General features: G+C 71.3%; 24 protein-coding genes. 13 read left to right on the top strand and 11 right to left on the bottom strand.

Annotated features, from left to right (window positions below):
- Positions 1 to 214: 214 nt before the first annotated feature.
- Positions 215 to 1,642 (top strand): MDR family MFS transporter, encoded by a 1,428-nt coding sequence (locus ACFVYL_RS09385; RefSeq protein WP_389714085.1) that lies wholly within the window; start codon positions 215 to 217, stop codon positions 1,640 to 1,642.
- On the opposite strand, the gene ACFVYL_RS09380 is transcribed toward ACFVYL_RS09385, so the two are convergent.
- Entirely contained in the window at positions 1,563 to 2,111 is a 549-nt protein-coding gene (locus tag ACFVYL_RS09380) for a YbjN domain-containing protein (RefSeq protein WP_389714083.1), read from the bottom strand. The genes ACFVYL_RS09385 and ACFVYL_RS09380 overlap by 80 nt on opposite strands.
- The gene (mshA, locus tag ACFVYL_RS09375; protein ID WP_389714082.1) at positions 2,104 to 3,450 is read right to left on the bottom strand and encodes a D-inositol-3-phosphate glycosyltransferase; all 1,347 of its coding nucleotides are present in this window, start codon (positions 3,448 to 3,450) and stop codon (positions 2,104 to 2,106) included. Before mshA ends, ACFVYL_RS09380 begins: the two co-directional genes overlap by 8 nt.
- 156 nt (positions 3,451 to 3,606) lie before the next feature.
- On the opposite strand from mshA, the gene ACFVYL_RS09370 reads away from it, so the two are divergent.
- The 3 genes from ACFVYL_RS09370 to ACFVYL_RS09360 all read left to right on the top strand — a co-directional run bounded on the left by ACFVYL_RS09370 (position 3,607) and on the right by ACFVYL_RS09360 (position 7,540).
- Entirely contained in the window at positions 3,607 to 4,410 is an 804-nt protein-coding gene (locus ACFVYL_RS09370; protein ID WP_389714081.1) for a class I SAM-dependent methyltransferase, read from the top strand.
- A 304-nt stretch (positions 4,411 to 4,714) separates the two neighbouring features.
- The gene (locus ACFVYL_RS09365) at positions 4,715 to 5,815 is read left to right on the top strand and encodes a C40 family peptidase (protein WP_389714079.1); all 1,101 of its coding nucleotides are present in this window, start codon (positions 4,715 to 4,717) and stop codon (positions 5,813 to 5,815) included.
- A gap of 348 nt (positions 5,816 to 6,163) precedes the next feature.
- Positions 6,164 to 7,540 (top strand): PP2C family protein-serine/threonine phosphatase, encoded by a 1,377-nt coding sequence (locus tag ACFVYL_RS09360; RefSeq protein WP_389714077.1) that lies wholly within the window; start codon positions 6,164 to 6,166, stop codon positions 7,538 to 7,540.
- A gap of 75 nt (positions 7,541 to 7,615) precedes the next feature.
- On the opposite strand, the gene ACFVYL_RS09355 is transcribed toward ACFVYL_RS09360, so the two are convergent.
- From ACFVYL_RS09355 to ACFVYL_RS09345, 3 genes are all read right to left on the bottom strand, one after another.
- Positions 7,616 to 7,954, bottom strand: coding sequence for a DUF2516 family protein (locus ACFVYL_RS09355; protein WP_361721631.1), 339 nt, complete (start codon positions 7,952 to 7,954; stop codon positions 7,616 to 7,618).
- Positions 7,955 to 8,075: 121 nt separating this feature from the next.
- Positions 8,076 to 8,711, bottom strand: a complete 636-nt coding sequence (locus ACFVYL_RS09350; RefSeq protein ID WP_389714075.1) for a hypothetical protein — start codon at positions 8,709 to 8,711, stop codon at positions 8,076 to 8,078.
- A 60-nt stretch (positions 8,712 to 8,771) separates the two neighbouring features.
- Positions 8,772 to 9,209: a helix-turn-helix domain-containing protein gene (locus tag ACFVYL_RS09345; RefSeq protein ID WP_389714073.1), complete on the bottom strand. Its 438-nt coding sequence runs from the start codon at positions 9,207 to 9,209 to the stop codon at positions 8,772 to 8,774.
- Positions 9,210 to 9,429: 220 nt separating this feature from the next.
- Between ACFVYL_RS09345 and ACFVYL_RS09340 the strand changes: the two genes are divergently transcribed.
- From ACFVYL_RS09340 to ACFVYL_RS09320, 5 genes are all read left to right on the top strand, one after another.
- Positions 9,430 to 11,832 carry an ATP-binding cassette domain-containing protein gene (locus tag ACFVYL_RS09340; RefSeq protein ID WP_389714072.1) on the top strand — a complete coding sequence of 801 codons (2,403 nt, stop codon included), beginning with the start codon at positions 9,430 to 9,432 and terminating at the stop codon, positions 11,830 to 11,832.
- 85 nt (positions 11,833 to 11,917) lie between these two features.
- A complete protein-coding gene (locus ACFVYL_RS09335; protein ID WP_389714356.1) occupies positions 11,918 to 12,331 on the top strand; it encodes a helix-turn-helix transcriptional regulator in 414 nt (137 codons plus the stop codon).
- 10 nt (positions 12,332 to 12,341) lie between these two features.
- The gene (locus ACFVYL_RS09330; protein ID WP_389714071.1) at positions 12,342 to 12,764 is read left to right on the top strand and encodes a VOC family protein; all 423 of its coding nucleotides are present in this window, start codon (positions 12,342 to 12,344) and stop codon (positions 12,762 to 12,764) included.
- Positions 12,765 to 12,904: 140 nt separating this feature from the next.
- Entirely contained in the window at positions 12,905 to 14,086 is a 1,182-nt protein-coding gene (locus ACFVYL_RS09325; RefSeq protein ID WP_389714070.1) for a MerR family transcriptional regulator, read from the top strand.
- A 164-nt stretch (positions 14,087 to 14,250) separates the two neighbouring features.
- Entirely contained in the window at positions 14,251 to 15,735 is a 1,485-nt protein-coding gene (locus ACFVYL_RS09320) for a peptidoglycan D,D-transpeptidase FtsI family protein (protein WP_389714069.1), read from the top strand.
- Between the two features lie 89 nt (positions 15,736 to 15,824).
- Here the strand turns inward: ACFVYL_RS09320 and ACFVYL_RS09315 are convergent, their stop codons facing one another.
- Positions 15,825 to 17,891 (bottom strand): HelD family protein, encoded by a 2,067-nt coding sequence (locus tag ACFVYL_RS09315; RefSeq protein ID WP_389714068.1) that lies wholly within the window; start codon positions 17,889 to 17,891, stop codon positions 15,825 to 15,827.
- Between the two features lie 66 nt (positions 17,892 to 17,957).
- Between ACFVYL_RS09315 and ACFVYL_RS09310 the strand changes: the two genes are divergently transcribed.
- Complete coding sequence (locus ACFVYL_RS09310) at positions 17,958 to 18,620, top strand: TetR/AcrR family transcriptional regulator (RefSeq protein ID WP_389714066.1); 663 nt, start codon at positions 17,958 to 17,960, stop codon at positions 18,618 to 18,620.
- A gap of 28 nt (positions 18,621 to 18,648) precedes the next feature.
- On the opposite strand, the gene ACFVYL_RS09305 is transcribed toward ACFVYL_RS09310, so the two are convergent.
- Positions 18,649 to 19,803: a phosphotransferase gene (locus ACFVYL_RS09305; RefSeq protein WP_389714064.1), complete on the bottom strand. Its 1,155-nt coding sequence runs from the start codon at positions 19,801 to 19,803 to the stop codon at positions 18,649 to 18,651.
- A 209-nt stretch (positions 19,804 to 20,012) separates the two neighbouring features.
- On the opposite strand from ACFVYL_RS09305, the gene ACFVYL_RS09300 reads away from it, so the two are divergent.
- Together ACFVYL_RS09300 and ACFVYL_RS09295 are read left to right on the top strand one after the other, a co-directional pair.
- Complete coding sequence (locus ACFVYL_RS09300; protein WP_389714062.1) at positions 20,013 to 20,771, top strand: HAD family hydrolase; 759 nt, start codon at positions 20,013 to 20,015, stop codon at positions 20,769 to 20,771.
- Between the two features lie 621 nt (positions 20,772 to 21,392).
- Positions 21,393 to 21,827, top strand: a complete 435-nt coding sequence (locus tag ACFVYL_RS09295; RefSeq protein ID WP_389714060.1) for a hypothetical protein — start codon at positions 21,393 to 21,395, stop codon at positions 21,825 to 21,827.
- Here ACFVYL_RS09295 and ACFVYL_RS09290 read toward each other — a convergent pair.
- The 3 genes from ACFVYL_RS09290 to ACFVYL_RS09280 form a co-directional block, all read right to left on the bottom strand.
- Complete coding sequence (locus ACFVYL_RS09290) at positions 21,804 to 22,661, bottom strand: aminoglycoside phosphotransferase family protein (protein WP_389714354.1); 858 nt, start codon at positions 22,659 to 22,661, stop codon at positions 21,804 to 21,806. The genes ACFVYL_RS09295 and ACFVYL_RS09290 overlap by 24 nt on opposite strands.
- Positions 22,662 to 22,748: 87 nt before the next feature.
- The gene (locus ACFVYL_RS09285; protein ID WP_389714058.1) at positions 22,749 to 23,522 is read right to left on the bottom strand and encodes an HAD family hydrolase; all 774 of its coding nucleotides are present in this window, start codon (positions 23,520 to 23,522) and stop codon (positions 22,749 to 22,751) included.
- Positions 23,523 to 24,434: a winged helix-turn-helix domain-containing protein gene (locus ACFVYL_RS09280; RefSeq protein WP_389714352.1), complete on the bottom strand. Its 912-nt coding sequence runs from the start codon at positions 24,432 to 24,434 to the stop codon at positions 23,523 to 23,525.
- A 124-nt stretch (positions 24,435 to 24,558) separates the two neighbouring features.
- On the opposite strand from ACFVYL_RS09280, the gene ACFVYL_RS09275 reads away from it, so the two are divergent.
- On the top strand, positions 24,559 to 24,747 hold the full coding sequence (locus tag ACFVYL_RS09275) for a hypothetical protein (RefSeq protein ID WP_361721695.1): 189 nt from the start codon (positions 24,559 to 24,561) through the stop codon (positions 24,745 to 24,747).
- 39 nt (positions 24,748 to 24,786) lie between these two features.
- Here the strand turns inward: ACFVYL_RS09275 and ACFVYL_RS09270 are convergent, their stop codons facing one another.
- A complete protein-coding gene (locus tag ACFVYL_RS09270; protein WP_389714056.1) occupies positions 24,787 to 25,698 on the bottom strand; it encodes a winged helix-turn-helix domain-containing protein in 912 nt (303 codons plus the stop codon).
- Between the last annotated feature and the right edge of the window lie 174 nt (positions 25,699 to 25,872).

Below are 25,872 nucleotides of genomic sequence, written 5' to 3'. Positions count from 1 at the left end.
AATCGAACCGCGGGGAGCCTCGCGCGCGCGGGCGCGAGGACGGGCGCGGGGCGCCGGGATGGGCGCGGGCGCTGGGATGGGTGCGGGCGCTGGGATGGGTGCGACGGCAGGGGGGAACAGTTGACGGCTACCGTCAATTGAGTGGCCGTCCCGGACCCGGAATCGTAATGTGCGAGTGCCGCATGAGCCACTTACACATTTTCGGGGGATCCCTATGCCGTTCACCGCCGTGAGACGCGCCGTCAGCGAGAGCGTCTCGGGTCTGCCCCGAGCGTTCTGGTGGCTGTGGACGAGCACCCTGGTCAACCGCCTCGGCGCCTTCGTCGCCACCTTCATGGCCCTGTACCTCACCCTGGAGCGTGGCTACTCCGCCTCGTACGCGGGGCTCGTCGCCGCCCTCCACGGGCTCGGCGGCGTCGTCTCCTCGCTGGGCGCGGGGGTCATGGCCGACCGGCTCGGGCGGCGGCCCACCCTGCTGATCGCCCAGGCGTCGACCGCCGTGTCGGTGGCGGTGCTCGGCTTCGTGCAGCACCCCGTCGCCATCGCCGGCGTCGCCTTCCTGGTGGGCATGGCGAGCAACGCCTCCCGCCCCGCCGTGCAGGCGATGATGGCCGACATCGTGCGCCCCGAGGACCGGGTGCGGGCGTTCTCCCTCAACTACTGGGCCATCAACCTCGGGTTCGCCGTCTCCTCGGCCGGCGCCGGGTTCATCGCCTCGTACAGCTACCGCGCCGGTTTCCTCATCGAGGCCGCCATGACCATGGTCTGCGCGATCGTCGTCTTCATGAAGCTGCCGGAGTCACGGCCCGTGCGCACCGCCCTGGAGAAGGAGTCCGAGCCGGAGGCCGGACTCGGGACCGTCCTGCGGGACGGGCGGTTCATGGGCGTCGTCGGACTGTCGTTCCTCCTCGCGCTGATCTTCCAGCAGGGGTCGGTGGGTCTGCCGGTCGCCATGGGCGCGGCCGGGTTCACGCCCGCCGACTACGGCATCGTCATCGCCGTGAACGGCGTACTGATCGTCGCCCTGCAGATCCCCGTCACCCGGTTCATCGAACACCGGGACGCGCGGCGGCTGTTGGTGATCTCCTCGGTCCTCGCCGGGTACGGGTTCGGGCTCACCGCCTTCGCCGGGTCGGTCGGTGTCTTCGCGCTCACGGTGTGCGTGTGGACGCTCGCCGAGATCGTCAACGCGCCGACCCAGACCGGTCTGGTCGTCCGGCTCTCGCCCACCCACGGACGCGGGCGCTACCAGGGCATGTACACGATGTCGTGGTCCGTCGCCGCGCTCGTCGCTCCGCTGATGTCCGGCACGATGATCGACCGGTTCGGGGCGGAGTGGCTGTGGGGGGCGTGCGCGGTGCTCGGGACGGGGGCGGCGCTGGGGTACTGGGGGCTGATGCGGGGGCTTGCGGAGGGGGAGAAGGAGGAAGAGGAAGAAGTCGTGGGGAAGGTCGCGGGGGAAGTTCGGGTGCCGGTGGTTTCGGAGGTGCCGGTGGTTTCGGAGGTGCCGGTCGTGCCGGTGCGGGTAGCCGCCGCGGAGCGGCGGGGAACGCCAGCCCCCCTCACTCCCCCGAGCTCGACCCCGACCCTGGCCCCTGCCCCGACCCCGACCCCGGTCCCACCCGCCCAATCAGATGCGTGAACGCATCCAGGTTCCGCGTCGACTCCCCCCGGGAGACCCGCCACTCGTACTCCTTGCGGATCGCCGAAGCGAACCCGAGTTCGAGGAGCGTGTTGAAGGAGTCGTCCGATGCGGAGAGGACCGCTCCGAGGAGGCGGTCCAGTTCGGCGGGGGTGACCGCGGAGAGCGGCAGCTTGCCGGCGAGGTAGATGTCGCCGAGCGAGTCGATCGCGTAACTGACGCCGTAGAGGCGGAGGTTGCGCTCCAGGAGCCAGCGATGGACCGCTTCGTGGTTCTCGTCGGGGTGCCGGATCACGAACGCGTTCAGGGAGAGGGAGTGCTTGCCGACCCGCAACGAGAGCGTGGTCGAGAGCTTCCGCGTGCCCGGCAGCTTCACCACGTACGAGCCGGGCTCCGGCGCCTCCCACTCGAGCTCGGCGTCGTCCAGGGTCCGCTCGATGATCGTCGCGGTGTCTGCCTGCTCAGCCATGGTGCGAGCGTACGTGACGCCGGAAATCGTGCATGGCGGCGGTGTAGACGTCCGCCGTGGCGTTCGCCGCCGTGTCCCAGCCGAAGGACTGGGCGTGCCGGGCCGCGGCCTCCCCCATCCGGTCCACGAGGTGGGGGTGGTCGGCGAAATCGCGCAGCACGCGCGCGTAGTGGGCCGGTTCGTGGCCGGAGATCAGGAAGCCGGTCTCGCCGTCGCGCACGGCGACGGGCAGGCCGCCCACCGAGGCCGCGAGGACCGGCGTGCCCGCGGCCTGCGCCTCGATGGCGACGAGGCCGAAGGACTCGCTGTAGGAGGGCATGACCAGGACGGAGGCCGCCCTGAACCAGTCCGCCAACTGCTCCTGGCCGACCGGCGGCTGAAAGCGGACGACGTCCGCGATCCCCAGCTTCGCGGCCAGCTTCTGCAGCCCTTCGGGCTTCGCCAGACCGCTGCCGCTCGGGCCGCCGACGATGGGGACGACGATGTTCGAGCGCAGGGCGGGCCGCTCGTCCAGGAGCACGGCGACCGCGCGGAGCAGCAGGTCCGGGGCCTTCAGGGGCTGGATGCGGCCCGCGAAGAGCGGCACGAGGGCGTTCTGCGGCAGGCCCAGGCGGTGCCGGGCAGCCGCGCGCCCGTCGGCGGGGCGGAACCGTTCGAGGTTCACGCCGGGGTGGACGACAGCGACCTTGCCGGGCTCGGCCTCGTAGTGCCGTACGAGCTCGTCGGCCTCTTCGGCGGTGTTGGCGATGAGGCGGTCGGCGGCGCGGACTATCTGGGTCTCGCCTATGACGCGGGCGGCGGGCTCGGGGGTGTCGCCCGCGGCGAGCGCCGCGTTCTTGACCTTCGCCATGGTGTGCATGGCGTGGACGAGGGGGACGCCCCAGCGTTCGGCGGCGAGCCAGCCGACGTGGCCCGACAGCCAGTAGTGGGAGTGGACCAGGTCGTAGTAGCCGGGGCGGTGGCCCGCCCACGCCTGCATCACGCCGTGGGTGAAGGCGCAGAGCTGGGCAGGCAGCTCTTCCTTGGCGAGCCCTTCGTAGGGGCCCGCGTCGACGTGCCGCACGAGGACGCCGGGCGCCATCTCGACGGTGGACGGGAGCCCGCCGGTGGTGGCGCGCGTGAAGATCTCGACCTCTACGTTGATCGCGGCGAGGCGCTTGGCGAGCTCGACGATGTAGACGTTCATGCCGCCCGCGTCGCCGGTGCCGGGCTGGTGCAGGGGCGAGGTGTGCACGCTGAGCATGGCCACGCGGCGCGGACGCCGGGGAGCACCGGGAATGCGGAGCCTGGAGGGGGCCGCCGGGGAGCGACGCCCGAGCCTGGACACGTACTGGCTCACGTGGCGGTCCTCCTTGCGTACGGGCATGACAACACAGAGGGCGTACGGTCCTCCGCAGGGAGAACACCGGAGGTCGCTGCTCCATTTCCACCCCGCCCCTTTTTGCCAAAGCATTACGTGGAATTCTCAACCGTTGCCCCCGCATACCCTTCTCCCATGGCCCCACGTACCTCCGCTTCCCGCCCCGTGGGAACGGTGACGCGCGGGACCACTAACCCGAACCGGCTGCGCCGCATGGATCGCTGGATCGCCGCCACGCACGGCGCCGCGCTGCGCCGCTCCCCGGACCCCGTCGCCGTCGACCTCGGCTACGGCGCCTCCCCCTGGACCGCGGTCGAACTCCTCCTCAGGCTGCGCACCGTCGCGCCGCACGCGCGCGTGGTCGGCATCGAGATCGACCCGGCGCGGGTCTCGGCGGCCGCCCCGTACGCGCGCGAGGGCCTCTCCTTCCGGCACGGCGGCTTCGAGGTGCCGCTGCCGGGCGCCTCCCCCGTCCTGATCCGGGCCGCGAACGTCCTGCGGCAGTACGACGAGGAGCAGGTGGCCGACGTCTGGGAGCGGCTGCGCGCCCGCCTCTCCCCCGGCGGGCTGCTCGTCGAGGGGACCTGCGACGAGATCGGTCGCCGCCACGTCTGGGTCGCGCTCGGGCCGGAGGGGCCGCGCACGGTGACCTTCGCGACGCGACTCGGCTCCCTGGAGCAGCCCTCCGACCTCGCCGAGCGGCTGCCGAAGGCGCTGATCCACCGGAACGTGCCGGGTGAACCCGTGCACGCGTTCCTACGGGACTTCGACCGGGCCTGGGCGGCCGCGGCGCCGTACGCCTCGTACGGGGCCCGGCAGCGGTGGATCAGGGCGGTCCGGGACCTGACCGCCGACTGGCCGGTGGCCGACGGGGTGGCGCGGTGGCGGCAGGGGGAAGTCACGGTGCGGTGGGAGGCGTTGGCACCTAGGCGCCCCTGAGCCGGGCCGCACGGCGACCCCGAGCCGGGCCGTGTAGCAACCCCGAGCCGAGCCACGCACCACCCCTGACGCCGTACCCCTGACGCCCCGCCCCCTGGCCCCGCTACTGACGCCCCGCCACCCGGCGCGCACACCACCCGATTTCACGCCCCCGCACGCCCACGCCACCCCCACGCCCCCTCGTGACCAGCGGGGAACGATCTCCGCGTGCCGTTCGTCACACGGGGCGGACAGAGGGATCCAAGTGACCGCCGGGCTCTGTCCTATCGGGCTCCGACGTGGCACCATCCCGGTGGCGAACCGAATGTTACTGACGGTAAATCAGCTTTGGGGGTGGCGGGGCGTGACTGGCAAGCGATACTCGACGGCGACGGCCGTGGCGCTGATCTGCGCGGCGACGGTGCTGGCCGCACCGGGGACGGCCTTCGCGCGTCCGGCGAAGCCGCCGGCCAGCCCGACTCCCCGCACCGACACGTCACTTGAGCAGGTCCGCAAGGAGATCGACGATCTCTACCACGACGCGGGCGTGGCCACGGATGCGTACAACGCCGCCGAGGAGAAGGCCGACAAGCAGTCCGAGCAGATCGTGAAGCTGGCCAAGGACATCGCCGACGGCCAGGCGAAGCTCAAGAAGCTGCAGGCCCGCGCGGGCGCCGCGGCCCGCGCGCAGTACCGCGGCGGCGGCATGCCGGACGAGGCCCAGCTGATGCTCAGCGAGGACCCGGGCCAGTTCCTGGACGGCGCCGGACGCATGCGGCAGGGCGAGAAGGCCACCAAGGGCATGCTGACCGAGCTGGAGCGGACACAGGACGACCTGCGGATCTACGCCAAGGACGCCACCGCCCGCTGGAAGAAGCTGGAAGCCAACCGCAAGGCGAAGGCCGCGTCGAAGAAGAAGATCAAGAAGAAGATCGCGGCCGCCGAGAAGATCGAGTCGACGCTGGAGAAGAAGGAGCGGGACCGGCTGCGCAAGCTGGAGGAGGCCGCCGCCCTCAAGAAGCAGTCCGCGTGGGTGAGTTCGGGTGTCCTGAAGGACATCGACGGCAAGGCGTCGCCCCAGGGCAGGAAGGCCATCGAGTTCGCGACCGCGCAGATCGGCAAGCCGTACGTGTGGGGCGCCGAGGGCCCGGGGTCGTACGACTGCTCGGGGCTCACCTCGAAGGCCTGGTCGGCCGCGGGCCGCGGCATTCCGCGGACGTCGCAGGAACAGTGGAAGCAGCTGCCGCACGTGGACGTGAAGAACATGCGCCCCGGCGACCTGATCATCTACCACTCGGACGCGAGCCACGTCGGGATGTACCTGGGCGACGGCGCGATCGTGCACGCACCCCGGCCGGGCCGGAACGTGACGATCACGGGTGCGGGCTCGATGCAGATCCTCGGAGTCGTACGCCCGGACAAGTAGCGGCCAGGTGGCACCGGCCGGGACACGCGTCCCCACACACATACCGGCAGAGGAACGAGCAGGGGCACCCCCCCCCACCTACCGGCCGGGACACACCCCGCCCCCACGGACGCCACGTTCATGTGACCCACTCCACCCAACCCCGCCGCGCTCAACCCGCACGGCGTGATGTTCGTCATCCCCGGTGGGAGCCCGCCGTGCCCAATTGCGTTCCTGGATGCGGCATATGACGGTGGCCGTTTGCCGCGCGGCATTCCAATGGAGGCGCGGCTACCGCTATGGTCCCCGTCGGTGCTGCGTCGACCTGCGCGGCACCACGCCCTCGGGGGGAGGGAAGGAAACGTAGCGATGCCCGTACCCATACCGCGGCAGAGAGCGATCCCGGCCGCGGAAGGCGGTCAGGCTCATCCGGCGCCCCCGTACGACACGGCGGCACCCGCCCACGACGCCACACGGGCGCCCGCCCACGACCCGACGACACCGGACCCCGCCCACGACCGCCCCGCGGCCGACCAGGGCAACGGCACCAGCAACAGCAACGGCTCCGGCCTGACCCTGCTGGTGATCGAGGACGACCCGGCCGGCTCCCTGAGCGTCCCCGAGCTCCTCGACTCCGTGGGCAAGCCCATCCGCATCCGCACCGCCCGCAACCTCACCGAGGCCGAGCGGCTGCTCACGGACGACGTGCACTGCATCCTGCTCGACCTGGCCCTGCCCGCGCCGGGCACCGCGGAGAGCGACGAGGACGAGCTCGTCGCGCTCCAGCACGTGCTGCGCCTCGCCCCCCGGCACGCCGTCCTCGCGCTCACCGGGGACGACGACTCCGAGCGCGGCGCGGAGGCGGTACGGGTCGGCGCCCAGGACTATCTCTTCCGGGACGAGCTGGACGGGCGGCTCCTGAGCCGCACCATCCGGTACGCGGTGGAGCGCAAGCGCGCCGACGTCGCCCAGCGCCAGCTGACCGAGTCGCGGCTGCACGCGCAGGAGAACGCCCGTCTGGAGCGCGGTCTGCTGCCCACACCGCTCCTGGACGGCTCCCCGCTGCGCTTCGCCGCACGCTACCGGCCCGGCCGCTCCCGCGCGCTGCTCGGCGGCGACTTCTACGACACCGTGCGCACCCCCGACGGGTCCGTGCACGTCATGATCGGCGACGTCTGCGGCCACGGACCCGACGAGGCCGCGCTCGGCGTGGAGCTGCGGATCGCCTGGCGCGCGCTGACCTTCGCGGGCCTGTGCGGCGACGAGCTGCTGTCCACGCTGCAGAAGGTCCTGGAGCACGAGCGCGCGGACGACGAGATCTTCGCGACGCTCTGCACGGTCGACATCGCGCCCGACGGCCGCCGGGCCGGACTGTGCCTCGCCGGGCACCCGGCGCCGCTGATCGCGCGCGAGGGCCGCCTCGCCGAGCTGCTTCCGTACGAGGACGGCGGCCCGGCGCTCGGCCTCCTGCCGCGGGCCCGCTGGCCGCGCCGCCAGGTGGAGCTGGGCGGCGCGTGGAGCCTGATGCTCTACACGGACGGCCTGATCGAGGGCCGCATCGGCCAGGGGAACCAGCGTCTTGGGCAGGACGGCATGGTGGAGATGGTCCGCCGCCAGATCGCCGAGGGACTGCGGGGCGACGAGCTCCTTGAGGCCGCCGTGAACGAGGTGCGCGACCTCAACGGCGGGGATCTGACGGACGACGTGGCGGTACTGCTCCTGGACCGGTCACCCGGCGGACGGTGAGGGACCGCTCCTGCGGCGGACGGGCGGACGGTGAGAGACCGGCCCCGGTCGCCCCCCGGCCGACCCCGCTACCGACTACCGGCCACCGTTGTAGGGACCGTACGGGCCGTCGCTGCTGGAGCCGCCACGGCGGCCGCCCCGGCCGCCGCCGGTGATCTGCTGGATCGCGGGGCGTACGTCGACCATGTACACGATGGTGGCGACGAGCCCGATGATCGGCAGGAACGAGAGGATCGGGAAGAGCAGGTTCACCACGAAGGCGATGCCGAGAATGATCAGCCAGAACGGCTTGGTCTTCTTGTCCGCCGCGCGATAGGCGTCCTCGCGCCGGACGGCGGCGTCGATGAGCGCGAATCCGCTGAAGACGATCAGGGCCAGCGACAGCAGCCACATGAAGTTCGCGAACCCTTGCATCAGCACAACGTCCACCACCAGTCTCGGCTCTTCGATTACGCGGCCACGGTACCCGCTACCCCGTCAACGGGGCGGGCACCTCGGGAGTGCCCGCCCCGCTCACACGACGAATGACGAATGACTACTCGGCGGGCGGCGTGGTCTTCTTCGCCGCCGTCTTGCGCGTCGTGGTCTTCTTCGCGACGGGCTTCTTCGCCGGGGCGGCGGCCACGGCCTGCGGCCCGGCCGGCGCGGCCGGCGCGGCCGACTGCCGACCGATCTTGGGGGCGGCGGCCTCCCCGTTCTCCGGGGTCTCCGGCTCCGCGTCGGGCTCGACCGTCTCGGCCAGGTCGAGGATCTCCTCGGCGGCCTCGCCGCGCCAGGACTTCACGGCCTGCTCACCGTGCTCGGCGACCTCGTCGTACCGCTCGCGCGCCTTGACCGCGAGCTCGGCGGCCACGCCGACGCTGCGCAGCGCGAGGTCCTGAGCGGTCTCGCCGAGCTTCTTCAGGTCGGCGTCGAACGTGCCGAGGACCTCGGTGACCTTCGCCTGGAGGGCTTCCTGCGCCTCCTTGGCGCGGGCGGCGGCCTTGTCCTGCACGGCCTTGGGGTCGGTGTTGCGCACCGCGTCGATACGGGCCGGCGCCTCGGCGATCAGCTGCTCGACCAGTCCTGGCACCTTCTTCGCCTGCTGGAACGCGAGGTCCGCGGACCCGGCGACGAAGTACGCGGGCGTGGGGTTCTTGAGGGTCTTGCGCAGGTCATCGGTGATGGCCATGACGATGGTCCTCCCGGATTCGCGTCAGCTTGTCACTTGAGGGTGTGCTTCTGGTGGGCATCACGTGCCGTCGGCGGCTCGGTGCTCTTCCCCGGCGTCACCGGGGTCACCGGCGGCACCGGCGGCGTCCTGATCCGCGTACGACGAGGTCTCGAAGCCGTTCTCCTTGCGGAACGACTCGTAGATCTGCAGCAGCACCTGCTTCTGGCGCTCGTTGATGGAGGGGTCGGCCAGGATGACGGCGCGCGTCTCCAGCTCGTCCCGCTCCTTCTCGTCGAGGATCCCGGCCCGCACGTACAGCGTCTCGGCGGAGATCCGCAGGGCCTTGGCGACCTGCTGCAGGACCTCGGCGCTCGGCTTGCGCAGCCCGCGCTCGATCTGGCTCAGATACGGATTGGACACCCCGGCGGCGTCGGCGAGCTGCCGCAACGACAGCTGCGCGGTGCGCCGCTGTTCGCGCAGGTACTCACCGAGATTGCCGACGTTGAGCGATGCCATGCGTCGATGGTGCAGCACCCTTGCTAACTTTTGCAAGCGCCTGCTTGCAAAAGTGCGCCACGCCACTGTGCGGGCGTACGGCACAGGGCAGTGACACGTGCAGTGACACGTCCCCCCGCCCGCGACCGATCAGGAATCGAGAAGCATCCGCCCCTCCCCGCCGCTAGCGTGGCCGGGATGGACCGCGGGCCGGTCCGAGGCCCGAGGGACGGAGAGCACGATGAGCAAGGCCGGACAGACACCACCGCGGGCAGGAGGCGCGCACGCCGCCGACCGCCACGATCTGATCCGCGTGCACGGCGCCCGCGAGAACAACCTCAAGGACGTCAGCATCGAGATCCCCAAGCGGCGCCTGACGGTGTTCACCGGGGTGTCCGGGTCGGGCAAGAGCTCGCTGGTCTTCGACACGATCGCCGCGGAGTCGCAGCGGCTGATCAACGAGACGTACAGCGCGTTCGTGCAGGGCTTCATGCCGGCGCAGGCGCGGCCCGAGGTCGACGTGCTCGACGGGCTGACCACCGCGATCACCGTCGGCCAGCAGCGGATGGGAGGCGACCCGCGCTCCACGGTGGGCACCGCCACCGACGCCCACGCCATGCTCCGCATCCTCTTCAGCAGGCTCGGCGAGCCGCACATCGGCCCGCCCAGCGCGTACTCCTTCAACACCGCGTCGGTCCGGGCCAGCGGCGCGATCACCGTCGAGCGCGGCGGCAGGACCAAGGCGCAGAAGGCCACCTACCAGCGCACCGGCGGCATGTGCGTGCGCTGCGAGGGCCGCGGCGCGGTCTCCGACATCGACCTCAGCCAGCTCTACGACGACTCCAAGTCGCTCTCCGAAGGCGCGTTTACCATCCCCGGCTGGAAGTCCGACAGCCAGTGGACCGTGCAGGTCTACGCCCAGTCCGGCTTCGTCGACCCCGACAAGCCGATCCGCAGGTACACCAAGAAGGAGCTGCGCGACTTCCTCTACGGGGAGCCGGTCAAGGTGAAGGTCAACGGCGTGAACCTCACCTACGAAGGGCTCATCCCCAAGATCCAGAAGTCGTTCCTGGCCAAGGACAAGGAGTCGCTGCAGCCGCACATCCGCGCCTTCGTCGAGCGCGCCGTCACCTTCACCGTCTGCCCCGAGTGCGACGGCACCCGGCTCAGCGAGGGCGCCCGCTCCTCGAAGATCGGGCGGAAGAGCATCGCCGACCTCTGCGCGATGGAGATCCGGGACCTGGCCGAGTGGGTGCGCGGCCTCACCGAGCCGTCGGTGGCGCCGCTGCTCACCGCGTTGCGGCAGACCCTCGACTCGTTCGTGGAGATCGGCCTCGGCTACCTCGCGCTCGACCGCCCCGCGGGCACGCTGTCGGGCGGCGAGGCGCAGCGCGTCAAGATGATCCGCCACCTCGGCTCCTCGCTCACCGACGTCACGTACGTCTTCGACGAGCCCACCGCCGGCCTGCACCCCCACGACATCCAGCGGATGAACGACCTGCTGCTGCGGCTGCGGGACAAGGGCAACACCGTGCTCGTCGTGGAGCACAAGCCGGAGACGATCTCGATCGCCGACCATGTCGTCGACCTCGGCCCCGGCGCCGGTACGGCGGGCGGCACGGTCTGCTTCGAGGGCACCGTCGAGGGCCTGCGGGCCTCCGGCACCGTCACAGGGCGCCACTTCGACGACCGGGCCGCGCTGAAGGAGACCGTGCGCGAGCCCACCGGGGCGCTGGAGATCCGCGGCGCGAGCACGCACAACCTGCGCGGCGTCGACGTCGACATCCCGCTCGGGGTGCTCACCGTCGTCACCGGCGTCGCCGGATCCGGCAAGAGTTCGCTCGTGCACAAGTCGATGCCCGCCGACGCGGACGTGGTGAGCATCGACCAGACCCCGATCCGCGGTTCCCGGCGGAGCAATCCGGCGACGTACACCGGGCTGCTCGACCCTGTCCGCAAGGCGTTCGCGAAGGCCAACGGCGTGAAGCCCGCGCTGTTCAGCGCCAACTCCGAGGGCGCCTGCCCGACCTGCAACGGCGCCGGCGTCATCTACTCCGACCTGGCGATGATGGCCGGCGTGGCCACCCCCTGCGAGGAGTGCGAGGGCAGGCGGTACCAGGCGTCGGTCCTGGAGTACCGGCTCGGCGGCCGCGACATCAGCGAGGTCCTCGCCATGCCGGTGGACGAGGCCGAGGAGTTCTTCGGCGACGGCGAGGCGCAGACCCCGGCGGCCCACCGCATCCTGCGGCGCCTCGCGGACGTCGGACTCGGCTACCTCAGCCTCGGCCAGCCGCTCACCACGCTGTCCGGCGGCGAGCGGCAGCGGCTCAAGCTGGCCACGCACATGGCCGACAAGGGCGGCGACCGGCTCGTCTACGTACTCGACGAGCCGACCACCGGCCTCCACCTCGCCGACGTCGAGCAGCTGCTCGGCCTCCTCGACCGGCTCGTCGACTCGGGCAAGTCGGTCGTCGTCGTCGAGCACCACCAGGCGGTCATGGCCCACGCCGACTGGATCATCGACCTCGGTCCCGGCGCGGGCCACGACGGCGGAAAGATCGTCTTCGAGGGCACGCCCGCCGATCTCGTCGCCGCCCGCTCCACCCTCACCGCCGAGCACCTCGCGAAGTACGTCGGTGTGTGATCCGGCCGCGGGCGTCGCGGCGCCGGGGGACCGTCACCCCGGGCGCCGTGCCGCCCGCATCGGTAACGTGGCCCCCGTGACCCGTGTGTCCCTCCCCGACCTCGTCCGGCTGCGCCAGGCCCGCGACCGCATGGACCGTGACTACGCGCAGCCCCTGGACGTCCCCGCGCTGGCGCGCGGCGCCCTCATGTCGGCGGGCCACTTCTCGCGCAGCTTCCGCGCCGCCTACGGAGAGACTCCGTACAGCTACCTCATGACCCGCCGGATCGAGCGCGCGAAGGCGCTGCTGCGCCGCGGCGACCTCAGCGTCACCGACGTCTGTTTCGAGGTGGGCTGTACGTCGCTGGGTTCGTTCAGCTCGCGCTTCACCGAGCTCGTCGGCGAGAGCCCGAGCGCCTACCGGGCCCGCGATCACGCCGACGGCGCCGCCGTCCCCGCCTGCGTCGCCAAGCTCCGCACCCGCCCGGTCAGGAACGGGGCTCCGGCAGAAGGGCCCTAACGTGAGGGGCATGGACATCGAACTCGCACAGTGCTTCATCGCCGTCGACGACCACGACAAGGCCCTCGCCTTCTACCGCGACGTGCTCGGCTTCGAGGTGCGCAACGACGTAGGTTTCGAGGGCATGCGCTGGGTGACCGTGGCGCTGCCCGGGCAGCCGGGCGTGGAGATCGTCCTGGAACCGCCGCTCGCGGACCCGAACGCCCTTGCCGCCGACCGGCAGGCGGCGGCCGAGCTGATGGCCAAGGGCATGCTCCGGGGCGTCAACTTCCGGACCGGCGACTGCGACGCCACGTTCGAGCGGATCCGCGCCGCGGGCGGCGAGGTCCTCCAGGAGCCGGTGGACCAGCCGTACGGCGTGCGTGACTGCGCGTTCCGCGACCCGGCGGGGAACATGCTGCGCTTCGTCCAGCCGCGCGAGAAGCAGCGGTAGGAGAAGTAGCGGCGCGAGATGCAGCGGTGCGAGGAGTAGCGGCGCGGACGCCCCCTGAAGAAGCAGTTGACCTTCACCTCGGGGGAAGCCGCACCATCGGTCGTGCCGGGCGACGTGCCCGGCACGAGGGAGGGACGGGCATGGGGCTGCTGACCATCGGGGCGTTCGCGAAGGCGTCCCGGCTTTCGCCGAAGGCACTGCGCCTCTACGACGAACTCGGCCTGCTGCCCCCGGCCCGCGTCGATCCGGTGACCGGCTACCGCTTCTACGCGCCGGACCAGCTGGAGCAGGCCCGGCTCGTCGCCTGGCTGCGCCGCCTCGGCATGCCGCTCGCCCGCATCCGGCACGTCTGCGCGCTCGACGCGGAGACGGGCGCGGGTGCGGACGTGGCCACGGGTGCGGGTGCGGACGTGCCCACCGGTGCGGCTGCCCGGGAAGTACGGGCGTACTGGGCGCAGGTCGAGGCCGACCTCGCCGCCCGGCGGAACCTGGCCGCCTTCCTCGTCGACCACCTGTCACGGAAGGACCCCGCCATGTCCCCGACCACCCCGCCCCTGACCATCCGTTACGCCGCCCTCTCCGAGACCGGACGCGTCCGGGAGAGCAACCAGGACACCGCGTACGCCGGTTCCCGGCTGCTCGCCGTCGCCGACGGCTTCGGCCGCACCGGCGCACCCGCGAGCGCCGCCGCCGTCGACACGTTCAAGCGCCTGGAGAGCCTGGAGGTCCTGGAGTCGGGGGACGTCCCCGCGGGCAGCCTCCTCAACCTCCTTGAGGAAGCGGTCGAACAGGCGGGCCAGGCCGTGCACGGCGCCACGGCCTCCGGGACCGGCCCGGCGGACGAGGCCGGCACGACGCTCACCGCCATGCTCTGGACCGGCTCGCAGCTCGCCCTCGTCCACATCGGCGACTCCCGGGCCTGTCTCCTGCGCGACGGGGAGTTCTTCCGGATCACCCACGACCACACCCTGGTGCAGTCCCTGCTCGACGAGGGCCGCATCACGCCGGAGGAGGCGTCCTCCCACCCGCAGCGCTCGCTGCTGCTGCGCGCCCTCACCCACGGCGGCGACGCCACCCCCGACGTACGGCTGCACGACGCCCGGCCGGGCGACCGCTATCTGCTCTGCTCCGACGGGCTCTCCGCGGTCGTCCCGGACGAGGAGGTGCGGCGGGTCCTCGGCGCGGCCGCCGATCCCGAGCAGGCCGTGCGGGAACTCGTCGCACTGGCCAACGCGCTGGGCGGCCCCGACAACGTGAGCTGTGTCGTCGCCGACGTGGTGGAGCTCCCTGCCGGCCCCGGGCCGCGCGAGCTCCGCTCCTGACCCCTTCGGGCGGACTCCGCTCCTGACCCCTTCGGGCGGGCCGACGGCCTGCTGACGCCTCCCGAAGGGGGCCCAGGATCCCCGGTTCTCCCCCCGCCCCCGGACGAAAGCGGACAGGATGGTTGTCCGCACCGTTCGTTCGTCGGCACCGGGGGGCGCCACCCATGAACCGTCCGTTGCGTCACATAGCCGTCTTCTGCGGGATCCTCACGCTCGCCCTGCTCCTGCGGGCGACCTGGGTGCAGTTCGCGCAGAACGACGAGTTGTCGAACGACAAGCAGAACCGGCGGGTGCAGATCGAGGCCTTCTCCCATCCCCGCGGCGACATCATCGTCGGGGGCAAGCCGATCACCGGCTCGAAGGACACCGCCGGCTCGGACTTCAAGTACAAGCGGGTCTTCAAGGAGGGCCCGATGTACGCGCCGGTGACGGGCTACTTCTCGCAGGCGCAGGGCGGCACCTTCCTGGAGGGCGTCCACAACGGCATCCTCAGCGGCAACGACGACCGGCTCTTCATCAAGCGCACCCTGGACATGCTGACGGGCAAGAAGCAGCAGGGCGGCGACGTCGTCACGACCATCGACCCCGAGGCCCAGAAGGCCGCCTACCAGGGCCTGGTGAACCTCGACGCCAAGGGGGCGGTGGTCGCCCTCGACCCCCGCTCCGGCAAGGTGCTCGCGCTGGCCAGCACCCCCTCGTACGACCCTTCGGCCTTCGCGGGCATCTCGCAGGAGGAGGGGCGGGTCTTCGAGCGGCTCGCCCGGCGCAAGGACAAGCCGCTGAGCAACCGCGCGCTGCGCGAGACCTACCCGCCGGGCTCCACCTTCAAGATCCTCACCGCGGCGGCCGCCCTGGAGCACGGCGTGGTGACGGACATCGACAAACCGACCGGCGCCAGGACCCCGTACAAGCTCCCCCTCAGCTCCACCCGTATCGGCAACGACGTGCCCGCCGCTACGTGCGACAAGGTGTCGATGAAGACCGGCATGCAGTGGTCCTGCAACAACGTCTTCCTCGACATCGCGCTGAAGGTCGGCAAGGACAGGATGCGCGAGACGGCGGAGAAGTTCGGGTTCAACGACGAGCAGTTCATACCCGTACGAACCGTCGCCAGCAGCTATCCGGAGAAGCTCGACAAGCCGCAGACCGCGCTGACCGGCATGGGCCAGGGCAGCCTGACCAGCACCCCGCTGCAGATGGCGATGGTCACCGCGGGGCTCGCCAACGACGGCAAGGTCATGAAGCCGTACCTGGTCGAGGAGTTGCGGGGCCCGGACCTCTCGGCGGTCGAGAAGGGCGAGCCGCACGAGCTCGACCGGGCCGTCTCCGAGAAGACCGCGAAGACCGTGCAGGAGATGATGGAGAACACCGTCGAGAACGGCACCGCGAACAAGGCGCGGATCGACGGCGTGAAGGTCGGCGGCAAGACCGGCACGGCCCAGCACGGCGCGAACGTCGACGACGAGCGGCCGTACGCGTGGTTCGTCTCCTACGCCAAGACCCCCGGCGGTGACGACGGCGAATCGCCGGTCGCGGTCGCCGTCTTCGTCGACCCTTCCCACATGAACATCGCGCGCTCGGAGATCGCGGGCGGCAAGCTGGGGGCGCCGATCGCGAAGGCGGTCATGGAGGCGGTACTGGAGCGCTGAGACCTGCTGTCGTCACCCGTCACCCGTCACCCGGCTCCCGTCACCTGTCACCTGTCACCCGGCTCCCGGTAAGGCGGCCCGGTCCGCGGCTACGCCCGCCACGGCAGTGGCCTGCCGTGCAGCACGTCCAGGCGGGACACGGCCCGGGTCAGCACCACGTACAGCCGGTGCAGCCCGCGCCGCTCCGCCTCCGCGATCGCGGCGGGCTCGACGGCGACGACATGGTCGTACTCCAGGCCCTTGGCGACCGAGGCGGGCAGCAGGGTCACCCGGGCGCCGATCCGGTCGGGGCCCGCGGCCTCGATGCCGGCGGCCGCCAGGGCCGCGCGCAGCCCCTCGACGTCCCGGTCGGCCGCGATGACCCCGATCGAGCCCTCACGGCCGAGCCCGTCCCGCACCGCGTCGACGGCCGCGGCGGCCACGTCGTCCGTCTCCGTGATCCGCAGCTCCCCGTCGGCACGCATCGACCGGGCGGGCGGCACGTCCACGTCGAGCCGTCCGAGCAGCTGGTTGGCGAGCTCGACGATGGCCCGCGGCACCCGGAAACCGGTGGTCAGGAAGGTGACCGCGGCATCCGGTTTGCCCAGGTGGGCGAGGAGATCCGGCCAACTCCGGGCGGCCCAGGGGGTGGTGGCCTGCGCCAGGTCGCCGAGGACGGTGAGCGAGCCGAAGCCGGCGCGGCGGGCGATGGCCCGGCACTCCATGGGCGAGAGGTCCTGCGCCTCGTCGACGACGATGTGGCCGTACCCCGCGGGGCGTTCCAGGAGCCCTTCCACCTCGTCGAGGAGGACGAGATCGGCGGCGCTCCACTTCGCGGACTTGTGGGAGCGCGGCGGCCTGGCCCACAGAACCGCCCGCTGCTCGGCGCCGTCGAGGATCCCGTCGGCCGCGGCGGCGAGCGCGTCCGCGTCACCGAGCAGCGCCGCGAGCACCTCGTCCGCCCGGACCCTGGGCCAGACGGCGTCGACGAAGGCGCCGACGGGCCGGGACCGGGCGATCTTCTGCAGCCAGGTGTTGTTCTGTGGTCCGGCCCGCCGTTCGGCCCGCTCCTGGATCGCCCGGACGGCCCGGCTGCGCACCCGCTCGCGCCCGACGGCGTACGGCGGCTCCTCGCCCCGTACGTCCTCGATGATCCGCTCCAGTTCACCGAGCGGCACCCGCCAGCGGTACGAACCGTCGGGCACGGCAAGGGAGTCGGCGGGCGGCGCGACCCGCGCGTACAGCGCGCGGCGCAGCACCTCGGCCATCCGGGCGTCGTGCTTGACGACGGCGGCGGCCTCGTCGTCGACGGCGCGCACCGGGTGCCGTGCGATCTCGTCCTGGACAGTGGACTGCCGTACGCCGGTCTCGCCGAGGGAGGGCAGGACCTCGGCGATGTAGCGCAGGAAGGTGCGGTTGGGCCCGAGGATCAGGAGGCCGGAGCGCTGCACGCGCCGGGGGTGGGTGTAGAGGAGGTACGCGGCGCGGTGCAGGCCGACGGCGGTCTTGCCGGTGCCGGGGGCGCCCTGCACACAGAGGGATGCGGCGAGTTCACCGCGTACGAGGTCGTCCTGCTCGGGCTGGATGGTGGCGGCGATGTCGCGCATGGGGCCGAGGCGGGGCCGCTCGATCTCCCCGGCGAGGATCCCGCTCACCGGCCCGCCCGCACCAGCGTCCACGCCCTCGCCATCACGCTCGCCCAGGGGTTCGTCCTCCATGCCGGTGAGGTCGGCGGAGTCGCCCTTGCTGCCGGGCGCCCAGCCGAACCGGCGGCGGACGGCGACGCCCTGCGGGTCGCGGGCGCCCGCCTGGTAGAAGGCGCGGGAGACGGGGGCGCGCCAGTCGACGACGAGCGGCGGGGCCGAGGGGTGCTCGGTGATGCGCAGCCGTCCGATGTGGTAGCGCTGCCCGCGGTGTTCGCCGGCCCGGTCGCCCTCGGTGCCGTCGGCGGCGAAGTCGAGGCGGCCGAAGAAGAGGGGAGCTTCGGGGAGCTCGCGCATGGCCTTGGCGTGGCTGCGGAACTGGTAGCCGAGCACTTCGGCGTCGGCGCCCGACGCGGAGACGTCCGCTCCGCCGGTCACCCGTTCCTCGGCGCCTTCGACCATGCCGGTCAGGGCGGCGCGGCAGGCGTCGTGGTAGCTGCGTTCCTGGGCGAGGGCATCGGAGGTCGTCGTCATGCGGCCAGAATAATGTAACCGAGTTAAATTTATAACCAAGTATCACTCGTCCGCTACACTTCCCCCATGAGCAGCGCCAGCACGAGCAGCCGCCCGCAGCCGGAAGCCGGGGGCCTGCGCGCCCGCAAGAAGCAGCGCAGGTACGAGGCGATCTCCGAGACCGCGATCGCCCTCTTCCTGGAGAAGGGGTTCGAGAAGGTGTCGGTGGCGGAGGTGGCGGAGGCCGCGGAGGTCTCCAAGCCGACCCTGTTCCGCTACTTCGCGTCGAAGGAGGACCTGGTACTCCACCGCTTCGCCGACCACGAGGACGAGGCGGCCCGCGTGGTCACCGCCCGCCCCGCCGGCGGCACCGCGCTCGACGCCCTGCACCGGAACTTCCTGACCGGCCTCGACCAACGCGACCCGGTGACGGGCCTCAGCGACCACCCCGGCGTCCTGGCCTTCCACCGCCTCCTCTACGGCACGCCCTCCCTGGTGGCCCGCCTCTACGGCTACCAGGACCGCTCCGAACGGGCCCTGGCCGCCGCCCTGTCACAGGCGCACGGCGGCACCCCCCTCGAAGCCCGCCTGGCCGCCGCCCAGATCGTGGCCGTCCAGCGCGTCCTCGCCGAGGAGAACTGGCGCCGCGTCGCGGCGGGCGAGAGCACGGACGACGTGGCCCGGGACGCGGCCACGGCCGCGGACGACGCCTTCAGGCAACTGCGCGGGGGCCTGCCCCGGTACGCGTGAGCTGCGAAAACGGCCAGGTCCTTGCGGCCTAGGCCATATCGCCGGAAGGGTCCTGGGGGCGGTCCGCCCGCTCCTCGCCTTCGCGGCTCTCCCGGTCCGCGCCCGCGTCCCGGCGGGCCCACCCCCGCAGCGCCTCCATGACCTGCCACTGACTCGGAACGTCCGCCAGGTCCAGGGCGGTGCGGGCCCGGGTGAGGACGCCGTGGACCTTGCGGCCCGCGTGGATCAGGGGCCACCAGGAGAGGCCCGGCCGGGTGTCGAGGGTGAGGGCGGCGCGGATGACATCGGTGAACACCGACTGCGCCCGCTTGTAGTCGAGGATCACCGGGAGGTCGTCCTCCCATCCGTCGGAGCTGCCCGGCCTGACCTGTTCCACGGCCTCGCACCAGCGCCGCGCCATGTCCCGCTCCTGTTCCGGGCGGTAGCGCATCAGATACAGGTGGGTCGCCAGGTCGTACAGCGGGTCCCCCACCATGGCCAGTTCCCAGTCGATGGTCCAGAGCCGGCCCAGGGGGTCGACGATGAAGTTCTCCCTGTGCAGGTCGCCGTGCAGGAGACCGAAGGGTCTCGGCGTCATGCCCGAGACGTTTCTTCTCAGTCGGCCCAGGCAGTCGTCGTCGACCCCGAGCGCCCGGAAGAGTTCGCCGAACCGCCCCGCGTTCGCCCGGTGGACCTGCTCCTCGGTGAAACAGATCAGCCGCTCAAGGAACCCCTTGGTATCGCGGTCGGCGGGCCGGTCCTCCGCCACACAGCGGCGTGGCACGGAGAGCTTCTCGGGGTCGACCGCGGCCAGTTCCTCGAACAGCTCGACGATCTGCGCGATCAGCGGCTCCGGGACGACGTCGCCGAACGTGTGGCGCGAGCCGAGCGTGCGGCCTTCGATGAACTTCTGCAGGCCGATCTCGCCGACGTCGATGACCTCCGGGATCCGGGTGACGTGCCCCGCCAGGGCGCGTACCAGCTCTTCCTCGGACGCGAAGCAGCGCCGGTCGAACCAGAGCAGGTTCCTGCGCGGCTCCCGGCACTTCCAGCGGGACCGGCCCGGGGCCGTCGGGTCCGCCGCGGGCAGCGGGAAGACGTACGTCTCGTGGTGGTACCCCTTGAGGGGGCCGACGAGGGCGTGCTCGCCGCCACTCACCAGAGCGGCGCGTTCCCGGGCCAAGGAAGTCGGTTCGGATGTCATGGTCCGTCTTTCAGCCTGGGACTGATCCGATGAGTAAGGAGTGGAGCAGGATACTTGTGCGCACTTGAGCCCCATGCCGTCGGCCGCTCAAGTGCCGTTCAATGACACCCCCAGGGACGAACCCGCGCTCGCCAGTACGAGGAGGGCACGCGCGCGGCGGTGACTTCGGGAAGTGGTCGAACGCCGGACCGTGGGCCACACTTGCTGGGATGACTTCCCGCAGGCCCGCCGACGGCGTCGGCAGCACCCCCGGCCCGGACGCCCCGGCCGGTCTCCTCGCGGCCGCCCGGGCGGTCCTGTTCGACTTCGACGGGCCGGTCACCCCGTTCTTCGAGCGCTATGCCACGCCGCCGATCGCCGCCGAGATCAAGGCGCTGCTGAAAGAGACCGGCGGACCACTGCCCGCCGCCGTACAGGAGTGCCACGACGCGCACCGCCTCCTGCGGCTCCTCAGGAGCGAGATGTTCCGCGACGAGACGCCGGGACACGAGGACCAGAAGACACTCGAACGCGCCGAGGCCATCGTGACGGCGCACGAGTACGCGGCGGTCGCCGACGCACCTCTCGACGCGCACGTCAGAGGGCTCCTGGCCACGCTGCGGCGGCTCGGGAAGCGGCTCGTGGTCGTCAGCAACAACGCCGAGGGCCCGGTCGGCGCCTATCTCGAACGCCATCACCTGGACGTCTTCTTCGAGCGGGTCTTCGGCCGCGACCCTCACGAACTGCTCCACATGAAGCCCGACCCCGACTGCGTGTACCGCGCCCTCGGCCACCTCCGCGCCGCCCCCGGGGAGTGCCTCCTGATCGGCGACCAGCTCACCGACCTCGCCGCGGCGGCCGAGGTCGGCGTGCCTTTCCTCGGGTATGCGCGCAGCGCCGCCGAGGCAGCTGAGATGCGGCGGAAGGGGGCCGTGTGGGCGGACACGTCCCTGGCACCCCTGAGGCGTACCGCGGACGGCCTCCTGTGACGTAACCGCCCTCTGGTGAACCGGAGTTGACGGCGCCATGATGGTGCGCCACTACTCGGGGGAGGCCGGGGTTGCCCACACGCCGCGCGGGAAGAAACCACGGACGGCCGGCGCTCGAAGAACTGCGGAGCCGCCTCGCGGACCTGAAGTCCGGCCTCATCAAGGGGCTCCTGGCCACCGTCGCCGTCGTCGGCGCCGCCGCGGAGATCATCGGGCCCGTGGGGGACGCGCTGCGGGACCGGGAGTTCCTGGGCGGCTCGTTCGCCGCGGTCGTCGCCCTCATCCTCTTCGACGCGATCGGCGACTCCTCGGACCGGGAGGTCTCCGGCGTCGACGTGTTCGGCACCCTGAGCGACCTCAGCGATCCGGCCAAGGAGGCGTTCGACGCCCGGCACGTGCGGGTCTTCTTCTCCGGCTTCACGATGCAGACGCTGCACGGCGTCGTACGGGACCGTCTGATCGAGGTCGCCGACGGTTCCGTGCGGCCGAAGCGGATCACGCTGCACATCATCGTCGTCCACCTCAACTCGCCGATGAACCTGCCCGGCGCCCTGGCCCCCGCGACGGCCGACGGCCGACGGCAAGCGCACCTTCGACGACTCGCCCGCGAACCGCGAGCGCATGCGCGAGGACTTCACCCTCAAGTACTGGGACGGCCTGCGCGCCCTCCTGGACGAGATCCACCACCGCCACCCCCGCATCGCCATCGAGTGCGAGGTGCGCGAGTCACCGCACGGGCCTCAGTCCAAGCTGTACATCCTCAACGAGGAGCGGGCCATCTACGGGACGTACGGCATCAGGAAGGGCTCGTTCGTACGGGGCGGGACGACACACGAGATCCTCGACGCGGAGGGCTTCGGCATCAAGCACGGTGACGCCCGGTTCGTGGGCTGGGACGTGCGCTCCCGCACCAAGTCGACCCGCCAGCTGGCCAATTACCACATGGCCTGGTTCGAGAACCTCTGGGACGTCCTGGACGAGGTCAAGCCCGCGGCCCCCGTGATCCCCAACCCCGTCTGGCACCCACCCCCCTCACCGGCCGACCCGGCCACCTGACCCGCGCCACCACCGGCTCAGGGCTTCCGCCGCCTCTTCCTCGTCCGGCACCGACACCAGGCCAAGGGGCCCCGCGGCCCGCCGCACGGACCGGCACATCCGCCATGCCGCGGCCGCGAAGTCGGCGTCGCCGGGCGCCGGGGGCAGAGTGAGCGCCGCCCGCATGAGGTCGGGGAAGACGGACTGCGCGTACTCGAAGGCCAGGTGGACGGGCAGGTCGTCGTCGAGGCCCGCCGTCATGTCACCGAGGCCCGCGCCGTTCATCGCCTCCGACCAGAGCTTCACCATCCGCTCGCGCTCCTCCTCGTCGTACTCCATGCGTACGAGGTGGGTGGCGAGGTCGTGGAGCGGGTCACCGTAGAGCGCCAGCTCCCAGTCGATGACGGTGATGCGCGAGCCGTAGACGACCACGTTGGCCCGGTGGACGTCGGTGTGCAGCAGGCAGAACGGGCGTGCGGTCAGGACGGGGAGCCGCCGCTCGAACGACTCCAGGGCGTCCGCCGGGACCCCGAAGGCCTCGAAGAGCCCGTCGAGGCGGTCCTCGTTGGCGCGCCGCACCCGCTGCTCGGTCCAGTCGACGCGCCAGCGGAGGAAGGCCGTGCTGTCGCCGGGCGCCGGCCGGTCAGCGGACAGGGGCGGCAGCTCGGACACCGGTACGGACGCCAGCCGGGCGAAGAACTCGGCCAGCTGCACCATGAGTTCGTGCCGGACCGGGTGCCCGTAGCCGGCCAGGTCGGCGAGGCAGACCCCGGACTTGTACTCATGCATCGACGTCGCGCCGAAGTCCGCCAGCCAGCGGGGGACTTCGGGCAGGTGACGTGTGACGACCTCCAGGACGTCGGTGTGCGAGGGGGAGGCTTCGACATGAGGGCAGAGGGTATTGCCTGCCCCCTCCTGTCAGATGTCACATCTGGACGGATCTCACGCTCCGGTGGCCTTCCCGTACTGCCTGAGGAGCCGCAGCACCCTCTCCCACGACGGCACGAGGCACTCGTCCGGCGCCCCCGCCTCGCGCAGCAGTTTCGCCTTGCGGTCGTTGCGCGCGAAGCCGAGGAACGCCACGCCCGCCTCCCGCGCCGCGCGGAAGTCGGAGGGCGCGTCGCCGACCATGACCGTCGCGGACCGCTCCGCACCCATCGCCGTCAGCGCCCTGTTCAGGACGCTCGGGTGGGGTTTCAGCAGGTGGAGGTCGTCGGTACGGCCGTAGACGTGCGGAGTGAAGCAGGCCGTGAGGCCGCGTGATTCCAGGTAACGGTCCGCGGTGCGGGCCGAGTTGTTCGTGGTGATGGCCAGCCCGGCGCCGGTGGCCTTCCAGGTGCGGATGACCGCGTCGGCGTACGGGGTGGGCCAGGCGCTCGGCACCGCGCTCAGCTCGTCCTGCGTGAGCCGCTCCTCCAGCTCCGCGACCAGGTCGCTGTGGGGTCTGCGGACGTCGACGGCGCGCAGCACGGCGAACGGGTCCGTCTCGTCGCGCACGTCATCGGTCAGCAGGCCGTGCAGGCCCCGGGCCGCGAGCCAGCGGATCTGCTCGTCCGCGATCTGCGCGGCCGAGAGTCCGGCGAAGAGCCTGCAGATGGGACCGTCGAAGTCGAGCAGCACGAAACGTGCACGTTTGATCGTGTCGCGCACATAATCGGTCTCATTCGCCGCTTGCTGGACACTCGCAGTGTCGGATTGCGTCGAGTCAGGGGTCATCTAAGAGAGTGTCAGGTCAGTCGTGATGGTTTCCCAGAGGGCGTCGAACCAGTTCTGCGACTCGTCGACGAACATGGAGTCGCGCGTGGCGGACACGCCCTTCTCGAAGGAGAAGAGCGGCGCCTTGATGCCCCCGGCGTCCCAGATGTCCATGACCTCGGGGTTGCTGCCGTTCTCTCCCACCTCCACGGAGTTCTCGGTCAGCGTGTAGTAGGCGAGCAGCGTCTCGTTGCCGTTCAGGAGATACAGCTTGACCGGCGTGGTGAACGGCAGCGCGCGGAACGTCACGTCCACGTCGATGCCGTGCGAGGAGCGCAGGGCGCGGAGATTGTGCCGCAGCACCTGGCCCTGCGCGTTGCGCTGGGTGAGCCACCGCTCGTGCAGGCGGTCCCTCGTCGATTCGCCGTCACCCTCCCTCGGCACCGGGAACGCCAGCTTGATGGCGCTGCTGGGCAGCAGGATGCGGACCTTGATGGACTCCGGGCGGAGCCGGCCCTCGTGGATCAGTCGCACCGGCTCCCCGAGCGCGATCATCAACGTCTCCGCGGTGTAGGACACGACGTCGATCGTCACGTGCGGCTGGGCGAACGCCTCGGCGAGGCGGGGGGCGAGCGCGACCATCGACGGCTGCGGCCCCTCGCTCGCCGCGGCCGGCGGGTGCGCCTCGGCGACCCGCGGCGGGCTTCCCTTGCTGACGTTGGACAGGAGGCCTTCGCTCTGGAGCTTCTTCATCGCCTGCCGCACCGTTCCGCGTTCGACGCCGAACTCCTCGGCCAGTTCGGCCTGGGTCGGCAGGCGCTCCCCCGCCCGGAGCCGGCCCGCGCGGATGCGGTCGCGGAGGGTGTCGGCGATCTCCTGAGGTGAGAGTCTTCCGCTGCCGTTCACTGCCACGTTCTCCTGAGTCACCATCAGACGATACAACTGCCCGCCATCTTCGGGCAGTTGATGGGAAGTTGTTTTCTACTCCAACCAAGTGGGGACAACCACAGCAGAGTTGGTTGCCAACTGACTCAAGATGGCAGAAGGAGGCACCACCATGCCCGCCATAGCCCTCCTCGCAGCCGTGGTCGCCGTCACCCTCGAGCAAGTCGTGCAGTGGAAGTACGGACCGATGGGCATCGTGGGTCTCCTCCTGCTGACCGTGGGAGTCAAGGCGAAGAACCCCACCTGCAGCTCCATCGGCGCCGTCGTCCTCGCCCTGATGGTGACGGGTCCGGCCGGCTGACCGGCCCGGCGGCGGAGCTGCCCCCGGCTCCCGGGGATCTCAGCCCGCCGCCAGCTCCAGGTCCCGGCTGATCGTGTTCCAGAGCGCGTTGAACCACAAGTGGGACTGCTCCACGAAGGTCGTGTCCCGCAGCCCGTCACCCTCTTTGAACGGGAACAGCATCGACTGCGTACCCTGTGCGTCGTACATCTCCAGGGACCCCTTGCCGATCTCCTCGTCGCGCTTGGTGAGCGTGTAATAGGCGAAGAGCGCCTCGGTGTTGTTGATCAGGTACAGCTTCACGGGCGGGGTGAACGGCAGCGCCCGGAACTGCACCGATACGTCGATGCCGTGCGAGGCCCGCAGCGCGAGAAGGTTGTGGCGCAGCACCTGCCCCTGCGCGTTGCGCTGGTCGAGCCAGCGCCGGTGGACCTGGCTCGACCCGTCCTCCCCGCTGTCGACAGGGGCCGGGAAGGCGAGGTCGATGTCGCGGCTCGGCAGCAGCACCCGGACGTCGACCTTGGCCGGTTTCCGCTGTCCCGCGTGGATCTGCCGCAACGGTTCGCCGATGGCCATGGTGAGGGAGATGGACGTCAGGCACAGCGCGTCTATCTCTACGTGCGGGGTCTCGAAGGCGGCCGCGATGCGTGGGGCAAGACCGACCATGGTCGGCTGCGGGCGCACCTCGCCGGGGTGGACGGGTCCGCGCTCCGCGGCGTCGGCGACCGTGGCGGGGCTGCCCTTGGACACATTGGACAGCAGATGCTCGCGGTGCAGAATGCGCAGCGCCTCGCGCACCGCACCACGCTCCACACCGAACTCGTCGGCCAGCTCGGCCTGGGTGGGCATGCGCTGCCCCGGCCGGAGCGACCCGGACCTGATCCGGTCGCGCAGCGCGTCCGCCACCTCGTGGTGGGACCGCTGCGTCCGCTTCCGCCCGTTGACGGCGGCATGGTCGGTGCTCACAACCAAACAGTACAACTTCGCGCCATCTTAGGGGAGTTGCAGGAAAGGTGGTTATGAGTCGTCTCCTAACGGAGATAACTCAGTTGAAGTTGGTAGCCAACTTCGGCGACCTGGTCAGACCCTCCCGGGGTTGGCCACCAGCCGTCGGCCGTCACTCCGAAGCACCTCCCGGTGGCAGCC

The organism is Streptomyces sp. NPDC058308 (genome assembly GCF_042880275.1).
Lineage (GTDB): Bacteria > Actinomycetota > Actinomycetes > Streptomycetales > Streptomycetaceae > Streptomyces.
This window is presented reverse-complemented; position numbering and strand designations above follow the sequence as displayed.

Coding starts and splice junctions, on each gene's coding strand:
- ACFVYL_RS09385 (WP_389714085.1), top strand. CDS start 215: ATGCCGTTCACCGCCGTGAGACGCGCCGTCAGCGAGAGCGTCTCGGGT.
- ACFVYL_RS09315 (WP_389714068.1), bottom strand. CDS start 17,891: ATGACGACGACCTCCGATGCCCTCGCCCAGGAACGCAGCTACCACGAC.
- ACFVYL_RS09355 (WP_361721631.1), bottom strand. CDS start 7,954: ATGCAAGGGTTCGCGAACTTCATGTGGCTGCTGTCGCTGGCCCTGATC.
- ACFVYL_RS09370 (WP_389714081.1), top strand. CDS start 3,607: ATGGCCCCACGTACCTCCGCTTCCCGCCCCGTGGGAACGGTGACGCGC.
- ACFVYL_RS09340 (WP_389714072.1), top strand. CDS start 9,430: ATGAGCAAGGCCGGACAGACACCACCGCGGGCAGGAGGCGCGCACGCC.
- ACFVYL_RS09365 (WP_389714079.1), top strand. CDS start 4,715: ATGTTACTGACGGTAAATCAGCTTTGGGGGTGGCGGGGCGTGACTGGC.
- ACFVYL_RS09380 (WP_389714083.1), bottom strand. CDS start 2,111: ATGGCTGAGCAGGCAGACACCGCGACGATCATCGAGCGGACCCTGGAC.
- ACFVYL_RS09295 (WP_389714060.1), top strand. CDS start 21,393: ATGCGCGAGGACTTCACCCTCAAGTACTGGGACGGCCTGCGCGCCCTC.
- ACFVYL_RS09325 (WP_389714070.1), top strand. CDS start 12,905: ATGGGGCTGCTGACCATCGGGGCGTTCGCGAAGGCGTCCCGGCTTTCG.
- ACFVYL_RS09305 (WP_389714064.1), bottom strand. CDS start 19,803: ATGACATCCGAACCGACTTCCTTGGCCCGGGAACGCGCCGCTCTGGTG.
- ACFVYL_RS09275 (WP_361721695.1), top strand. CDS start 24,559: ATGCCCGCCATAGCCCTCCTCGCAGCCGTGGTCGCCGTCACCCTCGAG.
- ACFVYL_RS09320 (WP_389714069.1), top strand. CDS start 14,251: ATGAACCGTCCGTTGCGTCACATAGCCGTCTTCTGCGGGATCCTCACG.
- ACFVYL_RS09285 (WP_389714058.1), bottom strand. CDS start 23,522: ATGACCCCTGACTCGACGCAATCCGACACTGCGAGTGTCCAGCAAGCG.
- ACFVYL_RS09350 (WP_389714075.1), bottom strand. CDS start 8,711: ATGGCCATCACCGATGACCTGCGCAAGACCCTCAAGAACCCCACGCCC.
- ACFVYL_RS09300 (WP_389714062.1), top strand. CDS start 20,013: ATGACTTCCCGCAGGCCCGCCGACGGCGTCGGCAGCACCCCCGGCCCG.
- ACFVYL_RS09345 (WP_389714073.1), bottom strand. CDS start 9,209: ATGGCATCGCTCAACGTCGGCAATCTCGGTGAGTACCTGCGCGAACAG.
- ACFVYL_RS09330 (WP_389714071.1), top strand. CDS start 12,342: ATGGACATCGAACTCGCACAGTGCTTCATCGCCGTCGACGACCACGAC.
- ACFVYL_RS09360 (WP_389714077.1), top strand. CDS start 6,164: ATGCCCGTACCCATACCGCGGCAGAGAGCGATCCCGGCCGCGGAAGGC.
- ACFVYL_RS09310 (WP_389714066.1), top strand. CDS start 17,958: ATGAGCAGCGCCAGCACGAGCAGCCGCCCGCAGCCGGAAGCCGGGGGC.